26 protein-coding genes and 1 pseudogene are annotated in these 25,403 nt (G+C 71.5%); 16 read left to right on the plus strand and 11 right to left on the minus strand.

Translation table 11 applies throughout. From position 1 onward, the window contains the following. Nucleotides 1-5 precede the first annotated feature (5 nt). Nucleotides 6-2,403 (plus strand): annotated as a pseudogene (locus tag D458_RS38230) (Tn3 family transposase); the annotation flags it as partial. A gap of 828 nt (nt 2,404-3,231) precedes the next feature. Here the strand turns inward: D458_RS38230 and D458_RS33225 are convergent. Beyond that, complete coding sequence (locus D458_RS33225) at nt 3,232-3,927, minus strand: class I SAM-dependent methyltransferase (RefSeq protein WP_051049650.1); 696 nt, start codon at nt 3,925-3,927, stop codon at nt 3,232-3,234. A gap of 183 nt (nt 3,928-4,110) precedes the next feature. On the opposite strand from D458_RS33225, the gene D458_RS0108660 reads away from it, so the two are divergent. The 5 genes from D458_RS0108660 to D458_RS0108685 all read left to right on the plus strand — a co-directional run bounded on the left by D458_RS0108660 (nt 4,111) and on the right by D458_RS0108685 (nt 7,040). Further along, nucleotides 4,111-4,764, plus strand: coding sequence for a recombinase family protein (locus D458_RS0108660; protein ID WP_017586336.1), 654 nt, complete (start codon nt 4,111-4,113; stop codon nt 4,762-4,764). Nucleotides 4,765-5,009: 245 nt separating this feature from the next. After that, entirely contained in the window at nt 5,010-5,348 is a 339-nt protein-coding gene (locus D458_RS0108670) for a hypothetical protein (RefSeq protein ID WP_017586338.1), read from the plus strand. 31 nt (nt 5,349-5,379) lie between these two features. Further along, nucleotides 5,380-5,850, plus strand: coding sequence for a hypothetical protein (locus D458_RS0108675; RefSeq protein WP_017586339.1), 471 nt, complete (start codon nt 5,380-5,382; stop codon nt 5,848-5,850). 25 nt (nt 5,851-5,875) lie between these two features. Next, on the plus strand, nt 5,876-6,205 hold the full coding sequence (locus D458_RS0108680; RefSeq protein WP_017586340.1) for a hypothetical protein: 330 nt from the start codon (nt 5,876-5,878) through the stop codon (nt 6,203-6,205). 271 nt (nt 6,206-6,476) lie between these two features. Next, nucleotides 6,477-7,040, plus strand: a complete 564-nt coding sequence (locus D458_RS0108685) for a DUF1062 domain-containing protein (protein ID WP_026119123.1) — start codon at nt 6,477-6,479, stop codon at nt 7,038-7,040. Nucleotides 7,041-7,108: 68 nt separating this feature from the next. Here the strand turns inward: D458_RS0108685 and D458_RS0108690 are convergent, their stop codons facing one another. Both D458_RS0108690 and D458_RS0108695 read right to left on the minus strand, forming a co-directional pair. Further along, nucleotides 7,109-8,326: an RNA-guided endonuclease InsQ/TnpB family protein gene (locus D458_RS0108690; RefSeq protein ID WP_017586342.1), complete on the minus strand. Its 1,218-nt coding sequence runs from the start codon at nt 8,324-8,326 to the stop codon at nt 7,109-7,111. Between the two features lie 289 nt (nt 8,327-8,615). Next, nucleotides 8,616-9,626 (minus strand): aldo/keto reductase, encoded by a 1,011-nt coding sequence (locus D458_RS0108695; protein WP_017586343.1) that lies wholly within the window; start codon nt 9,624-9,626, stop codon nt 8,616-8,618. Between the two features lie 194 nt (nt 9,627-9,820). Here D458_RS0108695 and D458_RS0108700 point away from each other — a divergent pair, with 194 nt between their 5' ends. The 3 genes from D458_RS0108700 (at nt 9,821) to D458_RS0108705 (ending at nt 12,061) form a co-directional block, all read left to right on the plus strand. After that, nucleotides 9,821-10,681 carry a helix-turn-helix domain-containing protein gene (locus D458_RS0108700; RefSeq protein WP_026119124.1) on the plus strand — a complete coding sequence of 287 codons (861 nt, stop codon included), beginning with the start codon at nt 9,821-9,823 and terminating at the stop codon, nt 10,679-10,681. Nucleotides 10,682-10,981: 300 nt separating this feature from the next. Next, the gene (locus tag D458_RS36310; protein ID WP_152521093.1) at nt 10,982-11,332 is read left to right on the plus strand and encodes a hypothetical protein; all 351 of its coding nucleotides are present in this window, start codon (nt 10,982-10,984) and stop codon (nt 11,330-11,332) included. A 189-nt stretch (nt 11,333-11,521) separates the two neighbouring features. Next, nucleotides 11,522-12,061: an MOSC domain-containing protein gene (locus tag D458_RS0108705; RefSeq protein ID WP_017586345.1), complete on the plus strand. Its 540-nt coding sequence runs from the start codon at nt 11,522-11,524 to the stop codon at nt 12,059-12,061. Nucleotides 12,062-12,232: 171 nt separating this feature from the next. On the opposite strand, the gene D458_RS0108710 is transcribed toward D458_RS0108705, so the two are convergent. Continuing rightward, nucleotides 12,233-13,054 (minus strand): nucleotidyltransferase domain-containing protein, encoded by an 822-nt coding sequence (locus D458_RS0108710; protein ID WP_017586346.1) that lies wholly within the window; start codon nt 13,052-13,054, stop codon nt 12,233-12,235. Between the two features lie 329 nt (nt 13,055-13,383). Here D458_RS0108710 and D458_RS0108715 point away from each other — a divergent pair, with 329 nt between their 5' ends. From D458_RS0108715 to D458_RS0108725, 3 genes are read left to right on the plus strand one after another with little or no spacing between them, the layout of a single operon-like run. After that, the gene (locus tag D458_RS0108715) at nt 13,384-14,211 is read left to right on the plus strand and encodes an alpha/beta hydrolase (protein ID WP_017586347.1); all 828 of its coding nucleotides are present in this window, start codon (nt 13,384-13,386) and stop codon (nt 14,209-14,211) included. Next, nucleotides 14,208-15,170, plus strand: a complete 963-nt coding sequence (locus D458_RS0108720) for a daunorubicin resistance protein DrrA family ABC transporter ATP-binding protein (protein ID WP_017586348.1) — start codon at nt 14,208-14,210, stop codon at nt 15,168-15,170. Before D458_RS0108715 ends, D458_RS0108720 begins: the two co-directional genes overlap by 4 nt. Next, a complete protein-coding gene (locus D458_RS0108725; RefSeq protein ID WP_040702296.1) occupies nt 15,167-16,060 on the plus strand; it encodes an ABC transporter permease in 894 nt (297 codons plus the stop codon). The genes D458_RS0108720 and D458_RS0108725 overlap by 4 nt, the downstream gene beginning before the upstream one ends. Here the strand turns inward: D458_RS0108725 and D458_RS0108730 are convergent. Continuing rightward, nucleotides 16,039-16,533: a hypothetical protein gene (locus tag D458_RS0108730; RefSeq protein ID WP_017586350.1), complete on the minus strand. Its 495-nt coding sequence runs from the start codon at nt 16,531-16,533 to the stop codon at nt 16,039-16,041. The two genes, D458_RS0108725 and D458_RS0108730, sit on opposite strands and share 22 nt — an antisense overlap. 158 nt (nt 16,534-16,691) lie before the next feature. Then, nucleotides 16,692-17,435, minus strand: a complete 744-nt coding sequence (locus D458_RS0108735) for an SDR family oxidoreductase (RefSeq protein ID WP_017586351.1) — start codon at nt 17,433-17,435, stop codon at nt 16,692-16,694. 298 nt (nt 17,436-17,733) lie between these two features. On the opposite strand from D458_RS0108735, the gene D458_RS0108740 reads away from it, so the two are divergent. Beyond that, on the plus strand, nt 17,734-19,149 hold the full coding sequence (locus D458_RS0108740) for an FAD-binding oxidoreductase (RefSeq protein WP_017586352.1): 1,416 nt from the start codon (nt 17,734-17,736) through the stop codon (nt 19,147-19,149). Here the strand turns inward: D458_RS0108740 and D458_RS0108745 are convergent. From D458_RS0108745 to D458_RS0108760, 4 genes are all read right to left on the minus strand, one after another. Then, nucleotides 19,131-19,844 (minus strand): MerR family transcriptional regulator, encoded by a 714-nt coding sequence (locus D458_RS0108745; RefSeq protein WP_017586353.1) that lies wholly within the window; start codon nt 19,842-19,844, stop codon nt 19,131-19,133. The genes D458_RS0108740 and D458_RS0108745 overlap by 19 nt on opposite strands. Nucleotides 19,845-19,886: 42 nt before the next feature. Further along, nucleotides 19,887-20,552, minus strand: coding sequence for a response regulator transcription factor (locus D458_RS0108750; protein WP_017586354.1), 666 nt, complete (start codon nt 20,550-20,552; stop codon nt 19,887-19,889). A 58-nt stretch (nt 20,553-20,610) separates the two neighbouring features. After that, on the minus strand, nt 20,611-21,846 hold the full coding sequence (locus D458_RS0108755; protein ID WP_017586355.1) for a sensor histidine kinase: 1,236 nt from the start codon (nt 21,844-21,846) through the stop codon (nt 20,611-20,613). Nucleotides 21,847-21,965: 119 nt separating this feature from the next. Beyond that, nucleotides 21,966-22,748, minus strand: a complete 783-nt coding sequence (locus tag D458_RS0108760; protein WP_017586356.1) for an SDR family NAD(P)-dependent oxidoreductase — start codon at nt 22,746-22,748, stop codon at nt 21,966-21,968. Between the two features lie 234 nt (nt 22,749-22,982). On the opposite strand from D458_RS0108760, the gene D458_RS36705 reads away from it, so the two are divergent. From D458_RS36705 to D458_RS0108775, 3 genes are all read left to right on the plus strand, one after another. Continuing rightward, entirely contained in the window at nt 22,983-23,129 is a 147-nt protein-coding gene (locus D458_RS36705) for a cytochrome ubiquinol oxidase subunit I (RefSeq protein ID WP_017586357.1), read from the plus strand. A 188-nt stretch (nt 23,130-23,317) separates the two neighbouring features. Further along, nucleotides 23,318-23,947: a helix-turn-helix domain-containing protein gene (locus D458_RS33230; RefSeq protein ID WP_017586358.1), complete on the plus strand. Its 630-nt coding sequence runs from the start codon at nt 23,318-23,320 to the stop codon at nt 23,945-23,947. A 47-nt stretch (nt 23,948-23,994) separates the two neighbouring features. Next, nucleotides 23,995-24,678, plus strand: a complete 684-nt coding sequence (locus D458_RS0108775) for a hypothetical protein (RefSeq protein ID WP_017586359.1) — start codon at nt 23,995-23,997, stop codon at nt 24,676-24,678. Between the two features lie 51 nt (nt 24,679-24,729). Here D458_RS0108775 and D458_RS0108780 read toward each other — a convergent pair whose 3' ends face one another. Further along, nucleotides 24,730-25,341: a histidine phosphatase family protein gene (locus D458_RS0108780; protein WP_017586360.1), complete on the minus strand. Its 612-nt coding sequence runs from the start codon at nt 25,339-25,341 to the stop codon at nt 24,730-24,732. Nucleotides 25,342-25,403 lie beyond the last annotated feature (62 nt).

The following is a 25,403-nucleotide window of genomic DNA, read 5'->3' on the forward strand; positions in this document are numbered from 1 at the left end:
CCCTCATGCGCCAGGACCGGTCCCCCGAGCAGCTCGTAGACGAGTGGACCCTGGAAGAGGGCGACCGCAAGCTACTCGGAAACAAGAGCGGCGCCACCCGCCTCGGGTTCGCACTCAAGCTCAAGTTCTTCCAGATCGAGGGCCGCTTCCCCTCCTACGCCGAGGAGATCCCGGCCGCCGCGGTGGACTTCGTCGCCGACCAGGTGGGCGTGGAAGCGGCCCTGTTCGGCAAGTACCCCTGGAACACCCGGTCGGTGAAGTACCACCGCAGCCAGATCCGTGACAAGTACGGCACCCACGCGGCCACCGAGGAAGAAGAGGACCAGCTCGCCGACTGGTTGGCGGACCAGGTGTGCCCGGTGGAGGTCGACCGCGACGAACTCGCCCAGGCCGTGGTGCGCCGGTGCCGCACCCTGAAGATCGAGCCCGCGCGAGGGGCAGGTCGAGCGGATCGTCGCCTCCGGGGTACGCAGGTTCGAGGAGACCTTCACCACCAGCGTGATGACCCGCCTGGGTCCGGGCATCTGCGACCGGCTCCAGAGCCGGGTGCTGGGCACCGAGGGCGTGCTGGGGGCCGTGAAGTCCGATCCGGGCCCGCTGGGGCTGGAAACCCTGCTGACCGAGATTGACAAGCTCAAGACCGTGCAGGCACTGGGACTGCCGGATGAGCCGTTCGGGGGCGTGTCGGAGAAGATCGTGGCCGCCTGGCGCTCGCGGGCGGCCCGGATGTACCCCTCCGACTTCGCCGAGTGCGCCGAACTGGTGCGCTGCACCCTGCTGGCCGCGCTGTGCTGGACCCGGCAGGCCGAGCTGATCGACTCCCTGGTGGAGCTGCTGATCCGCCTCATCCACCGGATCAACGCCCGCGCGGAGAAGCGGGTGGAGAAGGAGCTGATCGGAGAGCTGACCGCGGTGCCGGGCAAGAAGGGCATCCTGCGCCGGATGGTGGACGCCTCCCTGGCCGAGCCCGGCGGGACGGTGTCCGAGGTGATCTTCAGCGCGGTCCCGGGCGGGGAGAAGACGCTGCGCAAGCTGGCGCGCGAGCTGATGGCCACGGAGAAGGCGATGGCCGAGCGGGTCCGCTACCAGCTGCGCGGCTCCTACTCCCACCACTACCGACGCATGCTCTCCCCGCTGCTGGCCGCCCTGTCCTTCCGCTGCAACAACACCGCCTACCGGCCGGTGATGGAGGCGATCGAGCTGCTGGGCCGCTACACCGACGTCGACCGCAAGGAGAAGTTCTACGGCCGCGCCGAGCACGTGCCGATCGAGGGCGTGGTGCCCAAGGCCTGGGCCGAGGCCGTCACCGACCAGGTCTCGGGGCGGGTGGAGCGCATCCCCTATGAGCTGTGCGTGCTCATCGCGCTGCGCGAGGCCCTGCGCCGGCGGGAGATCTACGTGGAGGGCGCAGGGAAGTGGCGCAACCCCGACACCGACCTGCCCGGCGACTTCGAGGACAACCGGGACGTGCACTACGCGGCGCTGAAGAAGCCGGTGGAGCCCAACGCGTTCGTGGACGGCGTGCGCACCCGGATGCGCCAGGCCCTGGACCGGCTCGATGTGGTGATGGCGAAGGGCACCACGGGCGGGGTGCGGATCGTGACCCGCAAGGGCCAGCCCTGGATCAGCGTGCCGAAGCTGGAGGCGCTGCCCGAGCCGCAGAACCTGGGAGCGCTCAAGGGGGAGGTGCAGCGCCGGTGGGGCACCATCGACCTGCTCGACATCCTCAAGGACACCGCGCTGCTGACCGGGTTCTGCGAGGAGTTCGCTTCGGTGGCCACCCGCGAGGCCATCCCGAAGTCGACCCTGCACCGGCGGCTGTTGCTGTGCCTGTTCGCGCTGGGGACCAACATGGGCATCAAGCAGATGATCGCCACCGGCGACCACGGCGAGGACGAGGGGGCGCTGCGCCGCACGCGGGCCTCGCACATCACCCGCGACAACCTGCGCCGCGCCATCGCCGCGGTGGTGAATGAGACCTTCGCCGCTCGGGATGCCACCTGGTGGGGCACCGCCACCACCACGGCGTCGGACTCCAAGCGGTTCGGGTCCTGGGAGTCGAACCTGATGACGGAGTTCCACGCCCGCTACGGCGGGCACGGGGTGATGATCTACTGGCACGTCGACAAGGGCCGGGCGTGCATCTACTCCCAGCTCAAGTCGTGCTCCTCCTCCGAGGTCGCGGCGATGATCGAAGGGGTGCTGCGGCACTGCACCGACGCAGAGGTCCAGGCCAACTACACCGACACCCACGGCGCGTCCATCGTGGGGTTCGCCTTCACCGAGCTGCTCGGGTTCAAGCTGCTGCCCCGGTTGAAGAACATCGGCGCGGTGCGCCTGTACAGCCCCGATGAGGGGCCGGCGACCTGGCCGCACCTGGAGCGGGTGGTCAAGAACCGGCCCAAGTGCGCGGACTGCTACCTCAAGGCCGACCTGGGCGCCGCTGCGCGCGGCTTCGTCGGCAAGGCCCAGGAGATGATCGCCGCCATCGAGGTCGAACCCGCCGCGCCGGCCCCGCTGGTGGCCGAGTGGCGGTGGTGGGCGGCAAAACACCTCCAAGGCGCGCTGGCCGCCGAACAGGTCATGGACCAAGCCGGGCGGGTGGAGCAGGTGCTGGCCACGATCACCGAGCGGGCCCGGCACCTGGCGCCCACCACGGCCGAGGCGGGCCGGGCCGCGGCCGCCGACGGGGTGCTCACCCTCCTGGAACGCGGGCACTGGGCCCAGGGCTGGCTGCGCCACCTCACCGGACGTCGCCCGCGCCCGCTGCCCACCGCCGAGATCGCCCAGGTGGGCGAAGCGTTCCACACGTGGCTGGCCGGGTGGGTGCGCGCGGTGGCCGCCGAGCACGACCCCGCCCACCAGGGCCACTCCACGGCACGGCTCACCACCGCTCTGACCCGGCAGATCACCGCCTTCACCGACGCCTACTTCCCCGCCGAGACGGGCCGGGCCTGGCGGGGACTGGGGCTGCCCGTCCTACCGCCGGGCGCCCAGCGCTACGGACGTCTGGACGTGGTGCTGTGGCACCCGGTCTTCGCCCCGGTCGTGATCGAGATCGACTCGGCGCCCAACCGCTCCTCGGCCGCCAAGCTGGCCTTCGCCCGCGACGCCGGTGCTCTGGCATTGTGGGTGCGCTTCGGCAAGGGATCGGTGGACGCACCCGAGGGAGTGCCCGTCGTGGACCTGCGCCAGGATCTGGCCCCACTCCACAGGGTCCGCTGAGTCGGGTCAGGGCTCGCGGGCCCGTAGCGCCTCGGCCGCCTCCTCAGCCCGTTCCTTGAGCGTCTCCAGCTCCTCCGGGCGGCGGGCCAGCAGGTGGGTGTCGAGGAAGCCCCGTTCGGAGGCCGGGTCGTGGAGCAGCCGCGCGAAGGGAACGAGCCCGGCGTCGGCCAGTAGCTCGGCCAGGCACTCCGCTGGCCAGCTGTAGGCAGGCGCCACTTTGTGGTCGAATCGGACCGGCTCTGGCCCGTCCGTGCCAAAGCAGGAGACGAGGAGCAGGCCGCCCGGTGCCAGGACGCGGACTTGCTCGGCGAGCAGCTTCGGCACGTCCCCCGGAGGGGTGTGGATCATCGAGTAGTGGGCCAGTACGCCGCCGAGCGCGCCGTCCTCGATCGGCAGGGACTCCATCCGCGCCTGCTGGAAGCGCAGCGCCGGATGAGCTCTGCTGGCGTGGTCGATCATGCCCTGGGAGAGGTCGAGCCCGACGGCGTTCAGGCCCAGTTCGTTCAGCATGGCCGTCAGATGTCCGGGTCCGCACCCAACGTCGGCTGCCCGTAAGTTGCCCGTCGAGCGCACCAGTTCGGCGAATGTGGCGACCATGGCCCGGGAGAACGGTTGTGTCTCCAGCCGGTTGGCGAACAGCGACGCGTAGAGCTCGACGACCCCGTCGTAGGCGGCCCCGGTCTCGTCCTGATGATCTGCCACGAGCAGGACCCTACAGTCGATCCGGGCCAACTCCGAATCTGTCGGAGAATCGATCGTTTCTCAGACAGGTGCCCCGAGCGCCGCCGGAGGGCGCCGAACCGGGCCTGAGGGTGTCGGAAAAACGTGTTGAAAACTTCCGGTGTTCATCTATTCCGAGAGCACCGTTTTTCGTGCACTCAGGGGATGGACACCGCTCCCGCTCTCGCCCTGCCGGACGATCCGCTGGCCCCCGAACCCGCCCACGGCGGCGGGGCGCTGGTCGGCTACGCCCGCGTCTCCACCCAGGGCCAAAAGCTCGACCGCCAGCTCGCCGCCCTCAAAGCCGCCGGGTGCTCCAAGATCTTCGCCGACAAAAAGTCCGGCCGAGACGCTCAGCGCCCCGACCTCAAGGCCTGTCTGGCCTACCTGCGCCCCGGCGACACCCTTGTGGTCCCCGCTCTGGACCGGCTCGCCCGCTCCCTGGCCGACCTGATCACCCTGGTCGGGGACCTGCGCCGCGCGGGGATCGGCTTTCGCTCCCTGCACGAAGCGCTGGACACCACCGCCCCCGGCGGCAGGCTCGTGTTCCACGTCTTCGCCGCCCTGGCCGAGTTCATCCGTGAACTCATCGTCCAGGGCACCAAGGAGGGCCTGGACGCCGCCCGCGCCGCCGGAAAACGCCTGGGACGGCCCCCGGCCATGACCTCGGAGCAGATCCGCCACGCCCGCGACCTACTCACCCGCCCCGACAACAGCGTCGCTTCCATCGCCCGCCTGCTCGGAGTCAGCAGGTCGACCCTGTACAAGCACGTGCCGGAGCTGTCCGGCGGCCGCCGCACCGAACTGACGGAGAACTGAGTGAACGCCCATCCCCTGCCCCACCTACTCACCGCCGCAGCCCACCTGTTGGAAAAGGCCGGGGAGCTCCCGCCCCTGACCGTCGCTCTGACGCCTGACGCCGGCCTCATGCCACCGGTGACCCTCAGCCCGGCCGCCAACCTGCCCGTCGAGGACCAACACACCCTGGTGCACGCATCGCCCGCGCTCACCGATGGTCGGCCCAGCGGCTCAGCCTGGCCGACGGATGGAGCGCCAAAGGCGCCGTGGGCGGGATCCGCGTCGAGGTGATGTCCGCTCCCGGGCCCGGCACCGACGGGACGGTGTTGCGCCACCCGGACGCCTCCACCGCGGCGCACGCCGCGCTCCTGCGCTGCCTGGTCAACTGGGCGCACGCGCTCGACACCAGCGTGCGGGAGCTGGACGTGATGGAGGAGACCCAGGACGGCGCCGGACTGTGGGCGCTGGTGCGGGTGCACGAGTCCGTCCTTGAGCCGGTGTTGGCCGAGCACGCGGTGATGAGAGTCCCGGCTCCTCACGGCTGGTCCGGCTACCGCGCCGAAGGCATCCTCCCCACCGGCCACCGACTCATGATCAGCATCTGACACCCCGCCCCGAAGAAGAAGGAGGACCGACGTGTTCGCCGAGACCGTCGCCGTTGACCCCCGCCACCTGAGTGCCCTGCTGGACACCCTGGCCCGCACCGACCCCGCCCCGCCCCCGCTCCCGGCCGCCCTTCAGGAGCTGGCCGACGTCCTGACCGGACAGGACACCGACGCCGACACGTGGCTGGTCCCGGCCCAGGCGCTGTGGACGGCCCTGCACTACGCCAACGCCCTGGACGAGACCGACGCCGCCACCTACACCCACCCCGCCCTGCGCGCGGAGGACCATGTGCAGCGTCAGCTCACAGAGCAGGCGCCGCGCACCGACGCCGCCATGGAGGCCCTGGCCGAAGCCGAACTGGTCCTGCTCCAGGCCGAGTGCGCCCTGCACGCCTCCTACCTGTACGGCAACGCCCACATCACCGAGCGGCGGTGCCTGACCTGCGAGGTCACCTACCCCTGCCCGCCCGCGCGCGCACTGGGCCTCGACTCCGCGCCCTGACTGCCCCGCCGCCTTGGAGGCGTCGATGTCCCTGATCATGGTGTGGCTCAACCGCGACCCCGCCCCACCCGCCTACCCGCGCTGTTCGGCCTGTGGCCACGTGGCCGACCCGCACGGCCCCGCCCCGGGCCACATGTGCCTACACCTGTCGGTGACCCGCGCCCACGGCACCGAGACCACACCGCACGAATGGACCTGCCCGGCCTGCGACCACACCGCGCCGCTGTCCACCGACGACTACTCCCCCGCGGCCGAGTCGCGCCGGTGCCGGCGCTGGTACTGCCGCTTCACCTGGAACGCCCCCGCCGCGGTGACGACCCCGGCCTGCCCGCGCTGCTACACCCGCCTTCGGTGAGGCGACAGGGCTCGCTGCAGCTACTCACCGGTTACTTTGCCCCTCGCCGTAGCTTCGGGAGAACTGGGCCATCAGGCGCGCACCTGTTGTGGGCGCGAGAAAACCGGTGGCGTGCGAACCAGGCACCGCTTTAGGTTGGCCTGGCCCCCCACGAGAGGATTCGCGCGCACATGACGCCCCCCGCTCTTCGGATCTGACTTCTTCACGCATCGGTCGCCGACGTCGCCGTCGGCTCCTTCCCCGTGCTTTCCGTCAGTTCTGAAGAGAGTTCATGTCTTCGCTTCCTCATCTCGTGCTGCCCTGGGCCGTGCGACGCACCCGCCTGCCCCTGCTCGCCTTCGCGTGTGTGGACTGCTCCTCGGAGCGGGCCACCACCGGCGATGGCAGGTTCCGCGTCAACGCCAACGGCAAACTCCTCGACGTCTGGCTCCTGGTCAACTGTGTGGGCTGTGACCGCACCAGCAAGCTCACCGTCCACCACCGCGTCCCGGTCCGCTCACTGGCGGCCGAACTGCTGCAGGGCTACACCGCCAACTCCGCCGCCCTGGTCGCCACGACCCTGGCGGACCCGGTACTGGCCCGACGCAACCGGTTCGCGCTCGACTGGAACGGGTGCTGGCAACTCCACGCACCCACCGTCCCCGACGGCCCCTGGCCCCTGACGGTCACGGTGGCCTTCCAGGATCCGGTCCCGGTGCGCCCCGAACGGCTCATCGCCCACGGACTGGGCATCAGCCGCAACGAGGTCCTGCGCCGGGTCAAGACCGACATCCCACTCAAGCGCAAGACCACAGCGGACTTCTCGTTTCTCCTGCTGTCAACTACCCGTGGCTGAAGCCCATGGGCTTGCAGGTAGGCGCCCACCTGGCAGGTGGATCCGGCCTCCCGCGTCCAGCACCCCTCCTAACCGGAGGGTGCGGGGGCGGTCGACGGGCGCCCCGCGATCCACACAGCCTCACCGCGATGGGCGAGGTTGCGTGAAGCATTGACATCGGCGTGCAAGATGACTCCACACCCCCGACAGACGAACCGGGCCCGCGAGGGCCGGTTGCCTCTGGAAGTGTGGTCGCACTCCGAGCAGGTTTGGGAGGTGTAGGCCGCCTCCACGACCACGAGGGGTACCCCCGCCCTGCGCGCTTTGTAGGTGATGAAGTCGCGCAGCTGCGCGAAACTCCACGCATGCAACGCGGCTCGCTGTTTCTTGGCAGGACTGCGCCGGAGGCGTCCGTTGAGGGTGGTGGCGGGCGACGGGTGGGCCTGCCGTACCCGGCCACGGATGCCCTTCAAATCTTCCAGGGCGATCCCGTGGCCGGTGCGTTCGGCCTGTCCCACGATGCTCTTCGAAATCCGATGGTTCACATCCCGCGCCCGCCGGGACTCCTTACGGCGCTGGCGCTTGAGCACCCGTTTGGCACTCTTGGTGCCCTTGGCCTGGAGCTTGGCGCGCAGGCGCATCTGGCGGCGCCGGTACCGGTTCAACTGCCGCCCGCCATGGCGCTGGCCGGTAGAGGTGGTGGCAATCTCCACGATCCCCAGATCCACCCCGATGAACCCCTCTGGCTCTTCATTCAAGGGCTGCTCGGGGACCTCGCAGACTGCTGCGAGGAACCAGGCCCTGTCCTGGCAAATCAGGGCACTCTCACCCTGGCGGTGCTCGGCCAGCATTTTGAGCTGGTCAGGGGAGCTGGTGAAGCCAAGGTTCTTCAACCGGCCCGACACCGTCCAGATCGAGACGGTGCGGGCGTCCATCCGCCAGGACACACACTGGTCGTCGAAGGGTTGGGCGGCGTCCGCACGGAAAGCGATCGGGGTGGCCTCCACCCGCTTGCGCTTCACCGAACCCTTCCGGCCCAGGTTCCCCGCCTGAAGGTTCGCGGCACGGGTGGTGTAGGCGTCGGCGACCTTGCCGATCACCCGCACCGCGGGCTGCGCCGAGAGCCCGAACTCGGCCTTCAGCTGGTGGTAGACCTTCTCCTGAAGGGCGTACTTGCGGCGGGCCCCGGTGTTCTGCGCGATGTGGGAGGCGTGGTTCGCGGCCCGGTTACAGGCGTGAAGGGTCGCCGCAAGCGCCCTCGCCTGTACCGGCGAGGGCAGCAGTTTCACCCGCACGACCACCTTCATAATCGAACACAGTAACGACCCCGCCCCCGCCCGCGGGGCCGAACCACAAAACTCCCCCGAAACCCGCCACGCACTGCCGCCTGCGCTCAAGGTTCAGCGGGCACGGCGATTCCTCCCGGGCGTGAACGCCCGGGCTTCCTCACCAACAAGAGGTGAACACCGCGCTGACCGGTCCGGTGTGAGCGGACCGGTCGTTCACGTGTGCGGGTGAGACTGCGCGCGGCCGGGGCGGAACACGGCACGGGCCGTGTTCCGCCTTGTGTGTGCGCCCGTTTGCGGTGTCGAGGGCCTAGCGGCCGTAGGGGCGCTCGGGCACCGGTGGGGCCACGTGGTGGTGACCGTTGAGCCAGGTCTGGGTGTCGGCGTTCAGGCTGTGGGGGTAGGCGAGCTCGAACCCGGCCAGGGCGTCGAGCCGCTCCATGGCCTGTGGGGGCAGGGCCAGGTCCACGGCGCCCAGGTTGTCCTTGAGCTGGTGGGCGCGGCTGGCGCCGATGATGGGGTGCAGGCGCGGGGAGCGGTGCAGGGCCCAGGCGGTGGCCACCTGGGCCGGGGTGGCCTCGACCTCGGTGGCCACCTGGGTGATGGTGCGTGCGGCGTGGTGCTGGTGTTCGGTCAGGGTGGCCGGATCGACCCGTCCGCCGGTGGGGGCGGTGGGGGCGGTGTCGGTGTAGCGGCCCGAGAGCACCCCCGCGGCCAGGCCGTTGTAGGTGGCCAGGCTCAGCCCGTGGGCGCGCGCCATGGGCAGGAGTTCGTGTTCGATGTCGCGCTGGAGGGGGTTGTAGGGCACCTGCAGGGCGCTGAAGGGGGTCCATCCCCGGTGGTGGGCCAGGGTGTTGGCCTGGGCGACGACCCAGGCGGGCAGGTTGGAGGCGCCCACGTACAGGACCTTGCCCGCGCGCACGGCGTCGTCCAGGGCCCGCATGGTCTCCTCGATGGGTGTGTACTCGTCCCAGGTGTGCACCCACAGCAGGTCGATGTAGTCGGTGCGCAGGCGGCGCAGGCTCTGCTCGAGGGTGTGGGTGAGGTTCTTGCGGTGGCTGCCGCCGGAGTTGGGGTCGGCCGGGTCGCGGGGCAGGGTGAACTTGGTGGAGAGCACGAGGTGGTCGCGTTTTTTCTGGAGGAGTTCTCCGAGGATCTGTTCGCTGTCGCCGTAGGCGGAGGCGGTGTCGATGACGTTGCCGCCGGCCTCCTGGTAGAGGTCGAGCATGCGGCGGCTTTCTTCGGGGTCGGTGAAGGTCATGGCGCCCAGGAAGAGCTGGGAGACGCGCAGGCCCGAGGGGCCCAGGAGTTGGTGGCGCATCAGGTCGGGTTCCTTTCTGAGGGGTGGTGGGTGGCGGCTCGCCCCGGGAGTGGGCTCCGGGGGTGGTCGGTCGGGTGGGGTGGGGAGCTCACAGGAGGAGTCTGCGGTGGTGGGCGGGTGGGGAGGAAGGCCGTGTGGAGACTGGCCCTGGCAGGGCCAGGATCGGTGCTGGTGCGGGCTCGTAGACTCGCGGCATGGACCGGAGTGGAATGGGCGCTTTCCTGCGCGAGTGCCGTGAGTCGACGCCGCCGGAGCGGGTGGGTCTGCCGACGGGGGCGCGGCGCCGTACCCCGGGGTTGCGGCGGGCGGAGCTGGCCACGCTGTCGGGGGTGAGTGTGGAGTACCTGACCCGGTTGGAGCAGGGGCGCGACCACAACCCCTCGCCGCAGGTGCTGGTGGCGTTGGCCGACGCGATGGGGTTGTCGGTGGGCGAGCGGGTGCGGTTGCGCAACCTGTCCAAGGTGGCCTCGGGGGCGGGGGCGCTGTGCCCGGGCGGGTTGCCGCCCGAACGGCGGGTGCGGGCGAGCACGCGCGCGCTGTTGGACAGGTTGGAGCCCGCTCCTGCGGCGCTGTTCAACCGGTTGGGGGAGACGCTCGCGCACACGGTCGGTTACGAGCGGCTGATGGGGCCGTTGGGGTTGTTGGACACCGAGGACGAGCAGCCTTCGAACCGGGTGTGGTTCGTCTTCGCCGACGACCGTGCCCGCCAGGCCTACCCGGACTGGGACAGTGTGGCCGATGCCCGGTTGGCGGAGCTGCGTGCGGAGGCCGCCCCCGAGGATCCGCACCTGGCGCACCTGGTGGAGGAGCTGGAGATCGTGGGTGGGGAGCCCTTCACCGAACGGATGGCCGCCCCTTCGCCGTCGCCGTCCACGACCGGGGTGGAGCGGTTGTCCCACCCCCGGGTGGGTGAGCTGCGCCTGTCCTACGAGCGGTGGGACGCCGGGGGTCAGTACCTGGTGGTGTACCTGCCCGCTGACGAGGCCGCCGCCGCGGCGTTGGAGCGCCTGAACCGGATCGAGTTGCGCGCGGTGGGGGGTCTGGGCGGGGGTTGACCGGGTGCCGGGGTCTTGCCCGCCCTGTCGGAGGTCCCTTTGGTCATCGGCCTGGTCCGGGTCTGGTCGCGGTGGCCGTGCGGATCCTGCCGCCGCGGGGGGTGGCGTGCGGCTCCTGTGCGAAGGCGGGGTGGGGCAAGTGGGCCTGTGGACAACCCGGTTCGGGGTGGTGTGGCTGCCCATACTGCTCTTATGTGCCAGCATCAGGCCTTCGTGGTCCCCCTTGTGGCCCCTGCCCCCGGCGATCTGCACGTGCTCACTGTGGGGACCCGTCCCAGAGTGCGTACCGTGCTGCGGTGTGTGGGTAGGGGGGTGGTGGTCGAGGACCCCGCGGTGATCACCGATCTGCGGCGCGCGGTGTGCGGTCAGGAACGGGTGGGGGTGCTGTTGCGTACTTTCACCGGTGCCACCGCTCATGTGCGGCCCGACGGGCGTCCCGTTCCACGCCGGCACCTGTGCGGTTGGTGGGTGCACGCCGGCCGGTTCCACCCCCTGGGGCGGGCCGAGCTGGTGCGTTCGGTGTGCGTGGACGCGCGTACCGGGCGGCTGCTGGCACCCGAGCACGGGGTGGAGTACGCCGATGCCTGGCCGGTACGAGCGCCCGTGGGTATTGATCACCTTCCGCCGGACGGGGGAGGCCGGGGCTGTTGAGGTGGCCTCGGCAGGTGGGCGAGCGGGTGGCGGGCCGGGCCCGGGGGCCGGCCCGGGTGGTGGGACCCGAGACCCGGCAGGGGGCTGGTGGTTCCGTTGTGCCAGAAAGGCCCGGGGGTGGGATCGGGCTGTCCGTGCGGTGGTCTCTAGGCTGGGGTGCCCGTTGGAACTCACCTCAGGAGGGTGGCCATGGCCCCCGTCGTGGAGTCGGTCAGCAGCAGTCCCGAGCACACCTTCAGCAAACCCGTCCGGCCGCGGATCCGGTTGCTGGCCGGGTTGGGGGTGGAAGGGGACGCGCACCTGGGGACGACGGTCAAGCACCGCTCCAGGGTGGCGGCCGATCCCACCCGGCCCAACCTGCGCCAGGTGCATCTGATACACGCCGAACTCCTGGAGGAGGTCGCCCTGGCCGGGTTCGAGGTCGCGCCGGGACAGATGGGCGAGAACATCACCACCCGCGGTCTGGACCTGTTGGGGTTGTCCCGGGGCACGGTGCTCGGCCTGGGGCGGGCGCGGGTGCAGATCACCGGGCTGCGCAACCCGTGTGCGCAGATCGACGGGTTCTCCCAGGGGCTGCTCAGGCAGATGGTGTACCGGGACGAGCGGGGCGAACTGGTGCGCAGGGCCGGGGTGATGGGTGTGGTGTTGGAGGGCGGTGTGGTCGAGCCGGGGACGGCGGTACAGGTGTGGGAGCCCGAAGGGGCGCATCTGCCCCTGGAACGGGTCTGAGAAAAACAGGGGTCCGCGGGTCGCTGAAACAGCCCTCCGGGGCGGGCCGCCCCGCCCCGGGCGGGGCGGCGGCACATGGCGACCTCCTGGTTGACGCACCGTCCCCTGACCGGGCGGAGCCGGGAGTTGACCCGGTTGCAGGGGGTCAGCCGGCAGGCTGTGCCGCTCCGGTCAGGGGCGGGGTGCTTTGAGGCCGTGGGCGGCGGTGTACTCCTGGGACAGCCACGGCGCGAGGTCCTCGACGAGTTCGCGCAGGTGGTCGGGGTCGGCGGTGGGCTGCTGGGCGGTGCGGGCGGTGGCGCGCATCTGCTGGTGGCGTTGGGGGTGGTAGTGGCCGAAGACGTCCGCGGCCAGGTTCAGGTCGCTGGTCCAGCCGCCCCAGGCGGGCATGACCAGGGTGAATCCGGCGCGGACGAGGCGGCGGGAGATGCCCCGGCTCAGACGGCGCCGTTCGGTGTCGGTGCCGGCCTGGTCGAGGGTGGTGCGCCAGCGGGGCAGGGACAGGTGCAGGTCGCCGTTGGTCTCACGGGCCACAAGGCTGGTGGGCCGGTAGTCGGGTAGCTGTCGGGCCAGGTCGGGGCCGGTCAGCGGGGTGCACAGGCAGGAGACGAAGAACCCGGAGTCGTGGAGTTCGAGGTCGCTGGTCAGGTTGGGTGCCGAGTCCAGGAGGATGCCGCCGCCCTCCACCTGGGGGAAGGCTGCGTCGATCTCCTGCTCCAGGGTGCGGGCCCGGTCGCGGTCGTCCTGGTCGGGGGCGGTGTGCAGGGCCACCAGGGCGTCCAGGTCCGATACTCCGGGGACGGCGTTGCCGCGGGGGATGCTGCCGTAGAGGTAGGCGCTGTGCATCCGGGGCCCGAAGACGTCGTTCAGGCGGGTGCGCAGGGTCTGGACCACGGGGGCGAAGGCGGCGGGGACCCGGTCCAGGGATCCTTCGCGGGTGATGGTGCCGTCGGGGTTGAGGCCTTGGACCGGGGGCAGGGGCGGTGGTGTCACGGGGTGGCTCCGGTGGGGTACGGACGGCGACGTCGACGTGAGCCTCCGGTGGGGGTGGTGGGGCGTTTCGGTGCCTGGGCCGGGTCCGGGCGCTGGGCCGGGGTCACGATCTGCATGGGGTGCATGCTCGCAGGGGCGTTGTCGGCAGGCAAGCGGATTTGTGCCGGTCAGGCCGTTGGGCCGTGTTTCCGGTAGTGCTGGCACCACCGTTCTTGGTGGGCAGGACTGGACCTGGAAGAGGGTGTCTGCGTCATCGTGCCAGGGGCACCCGCGGTTCTAGCGTGGAACACATCAGAAAGCCTGTTGTACGCGGAACTTCGGGGAGAAACATGGTCGCGGCGGGCCCATCCACCATCTCGGACACCGACCCGCTGCGCTATGAGCGCACTGTGGAGTACGGCGTGCGCCTGCTCGCCTGTGACGGCACCGAGGACGGCCGGATCGTGGAGGAGCTGGGGGACGCGGCCACCGCGGACCATGTCGCGGTCCTGGTGCCGGGTAACGACAACTACCTGGGCAACTACTTCAACCAGAAGCGGGCCACGCGGCCGCGCGCCAACGCCGAGACACTGCTGAACACGATGCGTGAGGTGGCGCCCGGTGAGCGTGTGGCGGTGGTGGTGTGGGTGGGTTACCGGACCCCGCGCGGGTTCGGGGAGGCGGTCTCGCGCCGCCCGGCCATGGACGGGGCCCGGGATCTGGCCCGGTTGACGCGGTTCCTGCCCAGTTCGGCGCGGGTGACGCTGGTGGGGCACAGCTACGGCACGGTGGTGTGCGGTCTGGCCCTGGAACAGGGGCGGGTCAGTGACTGTGTGGCGCTGGGCAGTCCCGGTATGGGCACCCGGACCCGCCAGGAACTGGGGTTCGAGGGCAACCTGTGGGCGGCCCTGGGCCCCAGCGACTGGATCCGGTTCTTTCCCCGGGGGCACGTGGGCGAGGTCGGGCACGGGCCCTCACCGATGCGGCGGGGGTACGGGGCCCGGGTGTTCGAGACCGGTGACATCCCCGGGCACTGCTCGTACTACCTGCAGGGCAGTGAGTCGGTGCGCAACATCGCGCGGATCGCGCTGGGGCGCTACGACGAGGTGACCCCGGTGACGGTGCCGGTGCCGCGGCGGGTCCGGAGTGAGCAGGTCAGGGAGGTGGCGTTGTCATGAGCGGCGAACCGGTGATCCTGGCCGAGGGGCTGCGCAAGCTCTACCCGGGCGGCAAGGTCGCCCTGGAGGGGGTGGACCTGGCTGTGGCGCCGGGGACCGTGCACGGGTTGCTGGGCCCCAACGGGGCGGGTAAGACCACGTCGGTGCGGGTGCTGGCCACGCTGTTGGGGTTCGACGGGGGGCGGGCCCGGGTGGCTGGGGCCGACGTGGCCACCCAGGCCCGGTTGGTGAGGTCGCGGATCGGGTTCGTGGGCCAGTACGCGGCGGTGGACGAGATCCTCAGCGGGCGCCGCAACCTGGAGATGTTCGGGCGCCTCTACCACCTGGGGCGGCGCCGGTCCAAGGAGCGGGCCGCGGAACTGCTGGAGCGCTTCGACCTGGCGGGGGCCGCGGACCGGTCGGTGCGGACCTATTCGGGTGGGATGCGCCGCCGGTTGGATCTGGCGGCCGGGTTGGTGCTCGATCCCAGGGTGCTGTTCCTGGACGAGCCCACGACGGGGCTGGATCCGCGCAGCCGCGCCGAGGTGTGGCGGGCCGTGCGTGAACTGGTGGCGGCGGGTACCACGGTGCTGCTGACCACGCAGTACCTGGAGGAGGCCGACCGGTTGGCCGATCGGGTCTCGGTGGTGGACGCGGGCAGGGTGATCGCCGAGGGCAGCCCGGAGGAGTTGAAGTCGCGGGTGGGCGGCGGCCGGGTGGAGGTCGTGGTGGCCCGCGCCGAGGAGTTGGCGGTGGCCGCGGAGGTGCTGGGCCGAATGGCCGGGGCGCCGCCGGAGGTGGACCGGGACGCGCTGAGCGTGCGCGCTTGCATGGGCGGGCGGGGTGCGGCGCTGGCCAAGGTGGTGCGGGCTCTGGACGAGGCGGGTCTGGACGTGGAGGACATCGCGTTGCGCCGTCCGACGCTGGACGACGTGTTCCTGAGTCTGACCGGGCACCAGAGCGGGGAGGAGCCATCATGAGCGTCACACCGGCGGGACCGGGCGTGGGCGGGCCGGAGGGTTTCGAAGCGGTGGTTCCCGAGGGTGAGCCGCGGGGGCCGCGCGCGTGGGTTGCCCGTGCGGGGTGGGCGGTGGCCGACTCGGCGGTGGTGGCGCGCCGTTACCTGGCGCACCTGGTGTACAAGCCCGACGAGGTGGTCGGCACTCTGATGATCCCGGTGCTGGCGGTGCTGTTGTTCGGGTTCGTCTTCGGGGAGGCGATGGGTGCGGCCATGGGGGTGGGCGGTGAGGACTACCGTGACTTCCTGATGCCGGGGTTGTTCGCGTTGACGATGGCGTTCGGGATCGGGAACACGACGATCGCGGTGGTCACGGATGTGGGCCGTGGTGTGGTGGACCGGTTCCGGACGCTGCCGATGGCGCCCTCGGCGTTGTTGGTGGGGCGCAGTATGGCCGATGTGGTCTCGGCGATGGTGGACCTGGTGGTCCTGGTGGGGATGGGGTTGCTGATCGGGTGGCAGTGGCACAACGGTCCCGGGGCGGCGTTGGCGGCGCTGGGTTTGCTGTTGCTGTTGCGGTTGGCGTTCACCTGGATCGGGATCTACCTGGGGTTGCTGGTGCGTAGCCCGGAGGCGGCGATGAAGTTCTTCTCGCTGGTGTTTCCGTTGGCGATGGTGGCGGAGACGTTCGTGCCCACCGAGGTGATTCCGCCCTGGTTGGCGCCGGTGGCCGAGTGGAATCCGCTCTCGGCGACGGTGTTGGCCTGTCGGGAGTTGTTCGGCAACACCACGGTGGTGGGTGAGTCGTGGGTGGCGCAGAACGCTCTGCTCATGGCGGTGGTGTGGCCGTTGGTGTTGTTGGCGGTGTTCGTTCCGCTGGCGCTGCGGCGTTATCGGAAGCTGAGTCGTTGAGCGCGGTGGCGGGCCAGGTCGCGGGCCAGGTGTGAGCGGTGCAGGCGGCGTGTGCGGCGCAGCCGGGCCAGGTCGGCTCGGTTCTGGTGGGAGAGCTGCAGGTGGAAGTAGTTGAGGTGCTCGATGAGTGCGAACGCCCACAGGGCTGCCCCCGGCCACAGGTGGGTGCCGTGGGCGCCCTGGGCTCCGGACCAGGCGATGAGGATGCCGCCCAGGGCGAACAGGGCGGTGTTGAGGTGGCACAGCGCTCCCAGGAGGGCGATTCCCGGTGGGTGTGGTGCGCGGGTGCGGAGTTGGCGGAGTTTGAGCCACCAGTACGTGCCGCCCTGTCCCAGGAGGAGGGCCAGCAGGGCGAAGCCGACCAGGTTGGCGGTGCTGGGGGGTGTGTGGAGGAGCCCGAACAGCACCGCTGCGAACAGGACGATGTTGACGTGTTCGAGGACGGCGAGGCTGCGTAGGCGAGAGGGGATCACGTTCTGATTATCGTCCGGAGCGGGCGTTCGCGGGGTGTGGGAGCTGTTGTTGTCGCTTCAGTGGGGTGGTGGAGGCGGCGGGTGGGTTCCTCGGGTCGTGGTGGCGGGTGTGTGGTGGGAGCCCCCGGCGGGGCGGGTCGGTGGTTCGGTGTTAGGGGTCAGGTGCGGGTGAGGAACTGGGCGAACGTGGTGCGGCCCACGGCCTGGTCCGGGGTCAGGTGGGCTCCGGAGCGGTAGGCGGCGAAGACCGCTCCGGGTAGGCGCAGCGGTACCGGGCGGCGCGGGGTCGCGGTGGCCTGCAGGTAGGTGGCGGCCAGGTCGTGGAAGGACTCCACCTGGGGTCCGCCCAGGTCGGCCACGCGTCCGGCGGGTTCTTCCTGGGCCAGGCGGGCCAGGCGTAGGGCGACCTCGGCCGGGTCGACGGGCTGGACGTCGATGTCGGGGTAGGGCATCAGGGGCAGGCGGGCCGCGCGGGCGCACAGGGCCGCCACGAGCTGGTGGAACTGGGTGGTGCGCAGGACGGTCACGCCCAGGCCGCAGGTGAGCAGGGCCTGCTCGACGGTGTGTTTGGTGCGGTAGTAGCCCAGGGGGATGCGGTCGCAGCCGACGATGGAGACGTAGACCAGGTGGGTGACTCCGGCGGTGCGGGCGGCGCGGATGAGGTGGGTGGCGGCCTGGAGGTCGCCGCCGGTGGGGTTGGTGGCGCAGTGCACGACGGTGTGGATGCCGGTCAGGGCGTCGTGGAGTCCGTGGCCGGTGCGCAGGTCCACGGCGTGGGCGGTGTCCTGCAGGGAGCCGGGGTGGCGGCTCAGGGTGTGGACCGGGTGGTCGGTGCGGCGCAGTTGTTCCACGAGTGGGGCGCCCAGGGTTCCGGTGGCTCCGGTGACCAGGATCGTGTTCACGTCCCCACCTCCGCGGCCGTTGTCGGCGCTTGTCGGGCTTCGGTGGTCCACGCTAACACCGCGTACGGGTGATTTTGGGGACTTTTGGTGGGGTTTCGGTGCGCGTCGTCGCAGGGTGGCCCGGGGTGTGCGAACCCCGTGGGCGGCCCGGGGCGCGGGTCCTGCGGGGGCAGGGATCGCACTCGTTCGAAGGGCCGGTCCCGCCCTCCGGTGTGGGTTGTGTGGTGGGTTGTCCGGTTAGAGTGCTGGGCAGCGTCGGCGCAGTGAGCGCCGACACACAGTGGTGAGGAGTGTGCCCATGTCCGTGGTCGTCGAGGAGCTGTTGGCCGCGATCGGAGCGGAACAGGTGGTCACCGATCCCGCGGTGATGGAGGGCTACTCGCACGACGAGGCCGAGTGGGCGCCCTACGGCGGACCGGTCGCCGTGGTGCGGCCCCGGGACACCGCTGACGTGGCCCGGGTGGTGCGCATCTGCGCCGGGCGCGGGGTCGCTCTGGTCGGGCGCGGGGCCGGGACCGGTCTGTCGGGCGCGGCCAACGCCGCCGAGGGCTGGGTGGTGGTCTCCTTCGAGCGGATGAACCGGGTGCTGGAGGTGGACCCCGTCCAGCAGACCGTCACGGTCCAGCCGGGTGTGGTCAACAACGACCTGCGTGAGCGGGTCGCCCAGGACGGTCTGTGGTACCCGCCGGACCCGGCCTCGGCGCCGTGGTCGACGATCGGCGGGAACGTGGCCACCAACGCGGGCGGGCTGTGCTGCGTCAAGTACGGGGTCACCCGGGACTACGTGCTGGGCATGGAGGCCGTGGTGGGCACCGGTGAGGTGGTGCGGCTGGGCAGGACCACCGCCAAGGGGGTGACCGGGTACGACCTGGCCGGGCTCATGGTGGGTTCGGAGGGCACGTTGGGCCTGGTCACCGAGGTGACGTTGCGGCTGGTGCCGCTGCGCCGGGGTGTGGAGCACACGGTGGTGGGCTACTTCGACTCCCTGGTGGACGCCGGGCGGGCGGTCGCCGCGGTCTCGGCGGCGGGCATCGTCCCCTCGGCGCTGGAGCTCATCGACCGGTTCTGCCTGCAGGCTGTGGACGAGTGGAAGAACATGGGGCTGTCCGCCGAGGGTGAGGTGCTGCTGCTGGCCCGCAGCGACCTGCCCGGGGCTTCGGGGCAGGAGGAGGCCGACCGGATCCTGGAGTGCTTCGAGCAGGAGAAGGCGGTCTACGCGGTGCGTTCCACCGACGAGGAGGAGGCCGAGGCGCTCTTCCAGGCGCGGCGGCTGGCCTACCCGGCGCTGGAGCGGTTGGGGCCCTTGCTGACCGAGGACGTGTGCGTGCCCAAGGCGAAGGTGCCGCACATGTTGGAGGCGATCGAGGCGGCCGGGGAGCGCTTCGACACCAAGATCGGCAACATCGCCCACGCCGGGGACGGGAACCTGCACCCGTTGTTCATCGTGCCGGCCGGTGACGAGGAGGCCAAGAACCGGGCCAAGCAGGCGTTCGAGGTGATCGTGGACGAGGCCTTGGCGGTGGGTGGGACGGTCACCGGCGAGCACGGGGTGGGCCTGTTGAAGATGCGCGGCGCCGCCGACGAGCTGGGCCCGCACGTGTTGGCGATGCACCGGGCGGTCAAGGGCGCGCTGGACCCCGAGGGGATCTTCAACCCGGGCAAGGTGTTCGCCGTGCAGGAGGCGGCTGCTTCGACTCAGCGGCTTCGGGCGTAGTCCTCCAGGTGGGCGGCGGCGGTGAGCATGGCCCGCGAGCGCCGGGTGAGTTCGCCGCCGCGCTGGGCCAGGGCCGCGTGCAGGGCCTGGCTGTCGCCGCTGCGGCGGAGTTCGGCCATGACCGGGGGGATGTCGGGCAGCGGGTAGCGGACCTGGCGGAGCAGGTGCACCATGCGGGCCTCGCGTACGTCGGCGGGGGTGTAGAGGCGGTAGCCGGTGGGGTGCTCGCGCCGGGGGGCGAGCAGCCCGGCCTCCTCCCACACGCGCAGGGTGGAGGTGCGCACCCCCAGGTGGGCGGCGAGCTCGCCGATGCGCAGGTCACCGCTGGGGGCGGCGGGTGCTCGGGGGGTCTGTTCGGCGATCGCTTCCAGGGCCTGGCCGGCGGTGTGCAGGGCGGTGCGCTGTTCGTGCAGGGTGTGGTGGGCGGCGTCGATCAGTGCCAGTGCCCCGGGCAGGTCCTCGGCGTGCACGGCGGCCATGATCTGGCGTGCGGTGGTGCTGCCCAGACCCGCGCTCAGGGCGCGGAAGGTGAGCAGGGCCCGGCGGTGGTCGTCGGTGAAGACCCGGTACCCCGAAGGGGTGCGGGTGGTCGGGGGCAGGATGCCCTCGTCGGCGTGGTTGCGCACCTGTTGGGTGGAGATGCCGGCGGCTCGGGCCAGGTCGACGGGGCGCAGCCGGTGCGTGGGCTCGTCCAACGTGTGTTCCTCGCGCGTGTGTGGTGGTGGGTGCTGTGGCCCTCAGCGTAGGCCCGCCTCGTAGGCCAGGAGCCCGGCCTGGGTGCGGTTGTCGCAGCCCAGTTTCTCCAGCAGGCGGGAGACGTGCCCTTTGACGGTGGCCTCGGTCAGGAAGAGGCGGCCCGCGATCTGGCCGTTGGTCAGGCCCTCGCCCAGGCCGGTCAGGACCTCGGTCTCGCGTTCGGTCAGGGAGGCCACCAGGGTGGCCCGGTCCAGGCGGTGGGACTGGGCGGTGTGGGCGCAGGCGAGCAGGCGGCGGGTGGCCTCGGGGGACATGACGGTGTGCCCCTGGGCGGCGACCCGGACCAGGGAGGCCAGCTCCTCGGGCGGGGTGGACTTGAGCAGGAAGCCCGAGGCGCCCGCGTGCAGGGCGCGCAGCACGTACTCGTCGGCGTCGAAGGTGGTCAGGGCGACCACCACCGGCGGTGCGGGCAGGGCGGTGATCTCCTGGGTGGCGCTGATGCCGTCGCGCACGGGCATGCGCAGGTCCATCAGGACGAGGTCGGGGGTGTGGCGGCGGACGGCGTCGAGGGCGGCCTGGCCGTCGTGGACCTGGTCCAGGACGCTGATGTGCGGGTCCACGCCCAAGATGGTGCGCAGGTGGGCGCAGACCAGGGGGTCGTCGTCCACGATCAGGACGCGGGTCGTGGAGTGGGGTTCGTGGGTCACCGGCGGGTTCCTTCGCTGGAGGCGGTCGTCCTGGGCTGGGGGTGGTCTGGGGCGGCGATCACGCGGGGGAGTCCGGTCCCGGCGGGGTGCGGGCGCCGAGGGGGACGTGGGCGGGGAGTCGGGCCAGCACCTCGAACCCGCCCTGGGGGGTGGGTCGGGCGTCGAGCAGCCCGCCGAGGAGTTCCACCCGGCGGCGCAGCCCGGCCAGGCCCCGGCTCGATCCCGAGGAGAGGAGGTCGGGGTCGGGGGTGCCGGTGGGCGGGGTGTTGGTGACGTGGACCCGCACCGTGGTGGGGCCGTAGCGCAGTCGGACCCCCACCCGGGCGCCGGGGGCGTGTTTGTGCACGTTGGTCAGGGACTCCTGGAGGACCCGGTGCAGGGTGGCGGCGACCAGGGGTGAGGCGAGGGCGGGGTCGCCGTGGGTGCGCAGGTCCACGGTGGTGCCGGTGGCGCGGGTGTCCTGAACCAGCTGCCGGGGGTCGGGGCCGTCGAGGCCGTTGCCCGGGAGGGGCGGGTCGGTGGGGTCGTGTCCTTGGGAGAGCACCCCGGTCAGGTCGCGCAGTTCGCTCAGGGCGCGGTGGCCGGTGGCGCGTATTTCCTCGGCGGCGGTGCGCACGGTCTGGTCGGGGGCGGTCACGCGCAGGGCTCCGGCCTGGAGCACGATGAGGCTGACGCGGTGGGTGACGATGTCGTGCATCTCGGTGGCCAGTCGGGCGCGTTCGTCGGCGCGGGCCTGGTGGGCGAGCAGGTGTTGTTCGTTCTCGGCGCGTCGGGCCCGCTCGCGCAGCGCCTCGACCAGGCGTCGGTGTGTGGACAGGTACAGGGCCACGGCGGCGGCCAGGTCCACGAACAGCACGGTGCGTACCCCCGTTTCGCTGATGCCGGTGGGGTCGGCGGCCAGCAGGCAGACCAGGACCAGGGCGGCGAAGGGGAGCCAGAACCTGCGGTCGGGCGGGGTGCGCAGGGCCGCGGTGTAGGCGGCGAAGGGTGCGGTGGGCGGGAACCAGGCCAGGGTGGAGGCGGTGTCGGGGCCGAAGAGGGGGCCGGTGGCCAGGGCGGTCGCGATGGCGAGCAGGCCCGCGGCGGTGGCGGCCCACAGGACGGCCGCCGGTGCGGTGCGCCGCCACAGCAGGGTCACCGAGAGCAGCAGGCACACGGTCAGGACCGCCCCGGCGGGGACGGGGGAGTCCGCGCAGACGGTGCGGGCCAGGGAGGCGCCCATCAGGGCGCTGGTGCCGACGGTGGCCAGGTCCACCAGGGTGTGCCGGGCGGGTGGCGGCAGGCCGAGTCGCATGGGGTCAGCCTAGGACGGGAGCCCCGGTGTGGGGGTGTGGCGGTCGTGTTCACCGACCAAGGTCGCGGTGGTTGGGTGGGCATTCCCGACTTTGGTGGGGGTTGCGGTGTGCGGGGTGGTCAGAGCGCGTGGCCGCCGGCGACCTGGAGTACCTGCCCGGTGATCCAGCGGGCCTGGTGGGAGGCGAGGAAGAGCACGGCGTCGGCGATGTCGTCCGGTTCGCCGACCCTGCCCATGGGCACGATCCGGGTGGCTTGGAGGAGGAGGTCGTCGGTGATCCAGCCGGTTTGGACCGGGCCCGGTGCGACGGCGTTGACCCGTATCCCACGGGCTGCCAGGTCCAGTGCGTTGGAGCGGGTGAGGGCCTCCAGTGCCGCTTTGGAGGTGCCGTAGCCGGTCTGGCCGGGGAAGGCGCGGGCCGCGTCGGTGGTGATGTTGATGACGGACAGCGGGTCGTCGCCGCGGCGCAGGCGGGCCGCCTCGGCGGTCAGGACCGCGGGGGCGATGGTGTTGACCTGGTAGTGCCGCTGCAGTGAGGGTGCGGTCAACGACTCGACGGTGTCCGGTGACTCGCAGTGAGCGGCGTTGTTGACCAGGACGTTGAGCGCCCCGGCGTGTTCGGTGACCGTGTGCACGAGCCGGTGGGCCTGGTCGGGTTGGGCCAGGTCCGCGCTGACGGCGAAGGAGCCGTTGCCGAGTTCGTCGGCGAGCCGGGCGGCCGCTTCGGTGTCGGGTGTGATGTGGGCCCACTCGACCCGGTCGGGGGCGGGCGGGTCCTGTGCGAGGTGGTGGACGGCCACGCGTGCGCCCTGTGCGGCGAAGGCGCGGCTGATGGCCGCCCCGATGTTTCCGGCTCCTCCGGTGACCAGGACGGTCTGCCCGGCCAGGCGGGGATCGATCAACGTGACTCCTCGGTGGTCTCGGCTCGGTCAGGGGCCGGGGTGTGGGACAGCGGTGGACACGATAGTGCCGGTGGTCCGGCGCCGCCCTCTGATTTTTGCCGTGTTCGCTCTGTTCAGGACCAAGGGCGGGGCCGAAGGGGGCTTTCCCGGCCTTGGTAGGGGGTGGCCCCCTCTTCCTGTGCTGGTGTGAGTCGCTGCTCGGGCGGTGTGCTGGACGGGTCGAGAGGAGGGGCGGTGGACGTTGTTGTTCTGGCCCGGCTGCAGCTCGCGGTGACGACCAACCTGCACTTTGTGTTCGTGGCGCTCACGCTCGGGCTCGTGCCGGTGGTGGCGCTGGTGTCGTTGGTGCTGTTCACCGTGGTGTTGGGGCCCTGTCGGTGACCGATGCGGTGTTGATCTGCCGGGTGGCCGCCCAGGGCCGGACGGGGTGCTGTTGAGGGGCTGCGCCCGAGGACGTGGCGGAGCCTGAAGCCCCTTCGGTGGCGGGAGGAGCAGCGTGAGTGAGCTGTGGCTGGTGGCGTGGTGCGGGGGTGTGCCCCCGGGCGCGGAGGTTGTGGCAGATTCAAGGGATGGAAGACGAACTCACACCGGTGCTGGAGGCGGTCGGTCCGAGGCTGCGAGCCCTGCGCAAGGAACGCAACACCACGCTGGCCGCGCTGTCGGAGCAGACCGGGATCTCGGTGAGCACCCTGTCCCGGTTGGAATCGGGCCGGCGGCGCCCCACCCTGGAACTCCTGCTGCCGTTGTCCCGGGTGCACGGGGTGCCCCTGGACCGGCTCGTGGGACAGCCCCGGGTCCAGGACCCCCGGGTCCAGCGCGGGGCCTTCGTCCGCGACGGCGTCACCTACGTTCCCCTCAACCGCAGGCCGGGCGGGCTCCAGGCGTACAGGATCACCAACCCGGTGACGACCGCCCCGCTGACCACCCCCGCGGACCAGATCGAGCAGCGCACCCACGAGGGCCACGACTGGCTCTACGTCCTGGAGGGCCGGCTGCGGCTGGTTCTGGGCGAACACGACATGGTGCTCGAGCCCGGGGAGGTCGCCGAGTTCGACACCCGCATCCCGCACGCCCTGGCCAATCCCGGGCCCGGGCCGGTCGAGTACCTGGGCCTGTTCGGTCCCCAGGGCGAACGCGCGCACGTACGGGTGCGCCCCAAGCAGACATCGGGAAACAGAGGGGAACCAGGCACCGAGTGAGGGACGTCTCAGTCATGGGAGAGCCCCACTGAGAGGAAGTGTCCCCCATGTCCGGTGGCGCCGTCGCATTCATGGCCATCGCGGTCGTCGTCATCATCGTGATCGCGGTGATGTCGGCAGCCGCGGAACGGGAGCGGGCGGAGGCCCTGGCGGCCTGGGCCCGCGAGCACGGCTGGAACTACGACAGGGAACGCCCCGAACTGGTCGACCGGTTCGGCGGGACGCCCTTCCTGTCGGGCCGTTCCAACGCCAAGGCCAAACACGTCCTGTGCGCCGACCACCGCGGTCACCGTGTCCTGGCCTACGAGTACACCTACACCACCACCAGCCACAACGGTCAGACCACGACCACCACCACGCACCGGTACACCATCGTCGCGCTGTCCACGCCGCCCACCCCGGTCCTGGAGGTCAAGGCCGAGCACTTCGGGCACACCCTGCTCGGCCTGCTGGGCGTGCACGACCTCCAGGTCGGCGAGCAGGCCTTCGACGACACCTTCCGGATCGCGGCCCAGGACGACGCCTTCGCCCTGGCGGTGCTGAGCCCGCAGCTGCGGGCCTGGCTGTTGGAGCGGGCCCAGGAGCGGGCGCCGTTCCGTTTCACGGGCGGGCACGTTCTGGCCTGGAGCACCGGCAGACTCGAGCCCGACGCCGTGGTGGCCGGGGCCGACACCCTCGTCGACCTGCTCGAGCAGGTCCCCGCCCAGGTGTGGGAGGGGACCCGCGGGTGAGGCCGCGTACCGCGCCGGCCTCCCGGGCGGGCCGTGGGCGGGTGCGGGTGCTCAGGGGCGAAGGCGGGCTGGGAAACCGGTCCAGTGCAGCTCGGGCGGCAGATGCGCCAGGTCGTTGAGCACCACCACCGAGGAGGGGTGCCGGGGCGGGTGGCGGATGATCGTGAGCCCGGCGTTGGCGGCCCCCACGCTCACCCACCGCCAGGGCGGGGCCTGCAGCGCCGCGGTCACCAGCCAGCCCACCAGGTAGGCGTGGGTGATGACCACCTCCCTGCGCTCCGAGTCACCCTCCACGGGGCCGGTCAGGAGATCCAGTGCCCGTCGGCCCAGTTCCGGGGAGCGTTCGGCGTCCGGGATCCGGGCCAGGAAGTCCAGGACGCCGTCGGCGCAGGCGGAGGGGAGTTCATGGCGTTCGGGCAGGTGGGGTGCGTAGTCCCCGGCCTCGGGGAGTTCTGTCGGCGTCACGCCCTTCAGCTGGGCGGCGACTCGGCGGGCGGTCTGTTCGGCCCGGGGCAGCGGTCCGTGCCACAGGGCCTGGGGGGAGAACTCGCGCAGTCGGGCTCCGAGCAGGTCGGCCTGGCGGCGGCCGGCGGCGGTGAGTTCCCCGGTGGCCGGGTCGGCCTGGGCGTGGCGGGCCAGGTACAGGTGGCGGGTGGCGGGCATGCGCGCCCCTTCTGTGGTCGTGGACGGGAGCCGTTCGGGTACGGATGCCCTCTGCGATCCCG

The organism is Nocardiopsis ganjiahuensis DSM 45031, assembly GCF_000341085.1.
Lineage (GTDB): Bacteria > Actinomycetota > Actinomycetes > Streptosporangiales > Streptosporangiaceae > Nocardiopsis > Nocardiopsis ganjiahuensis.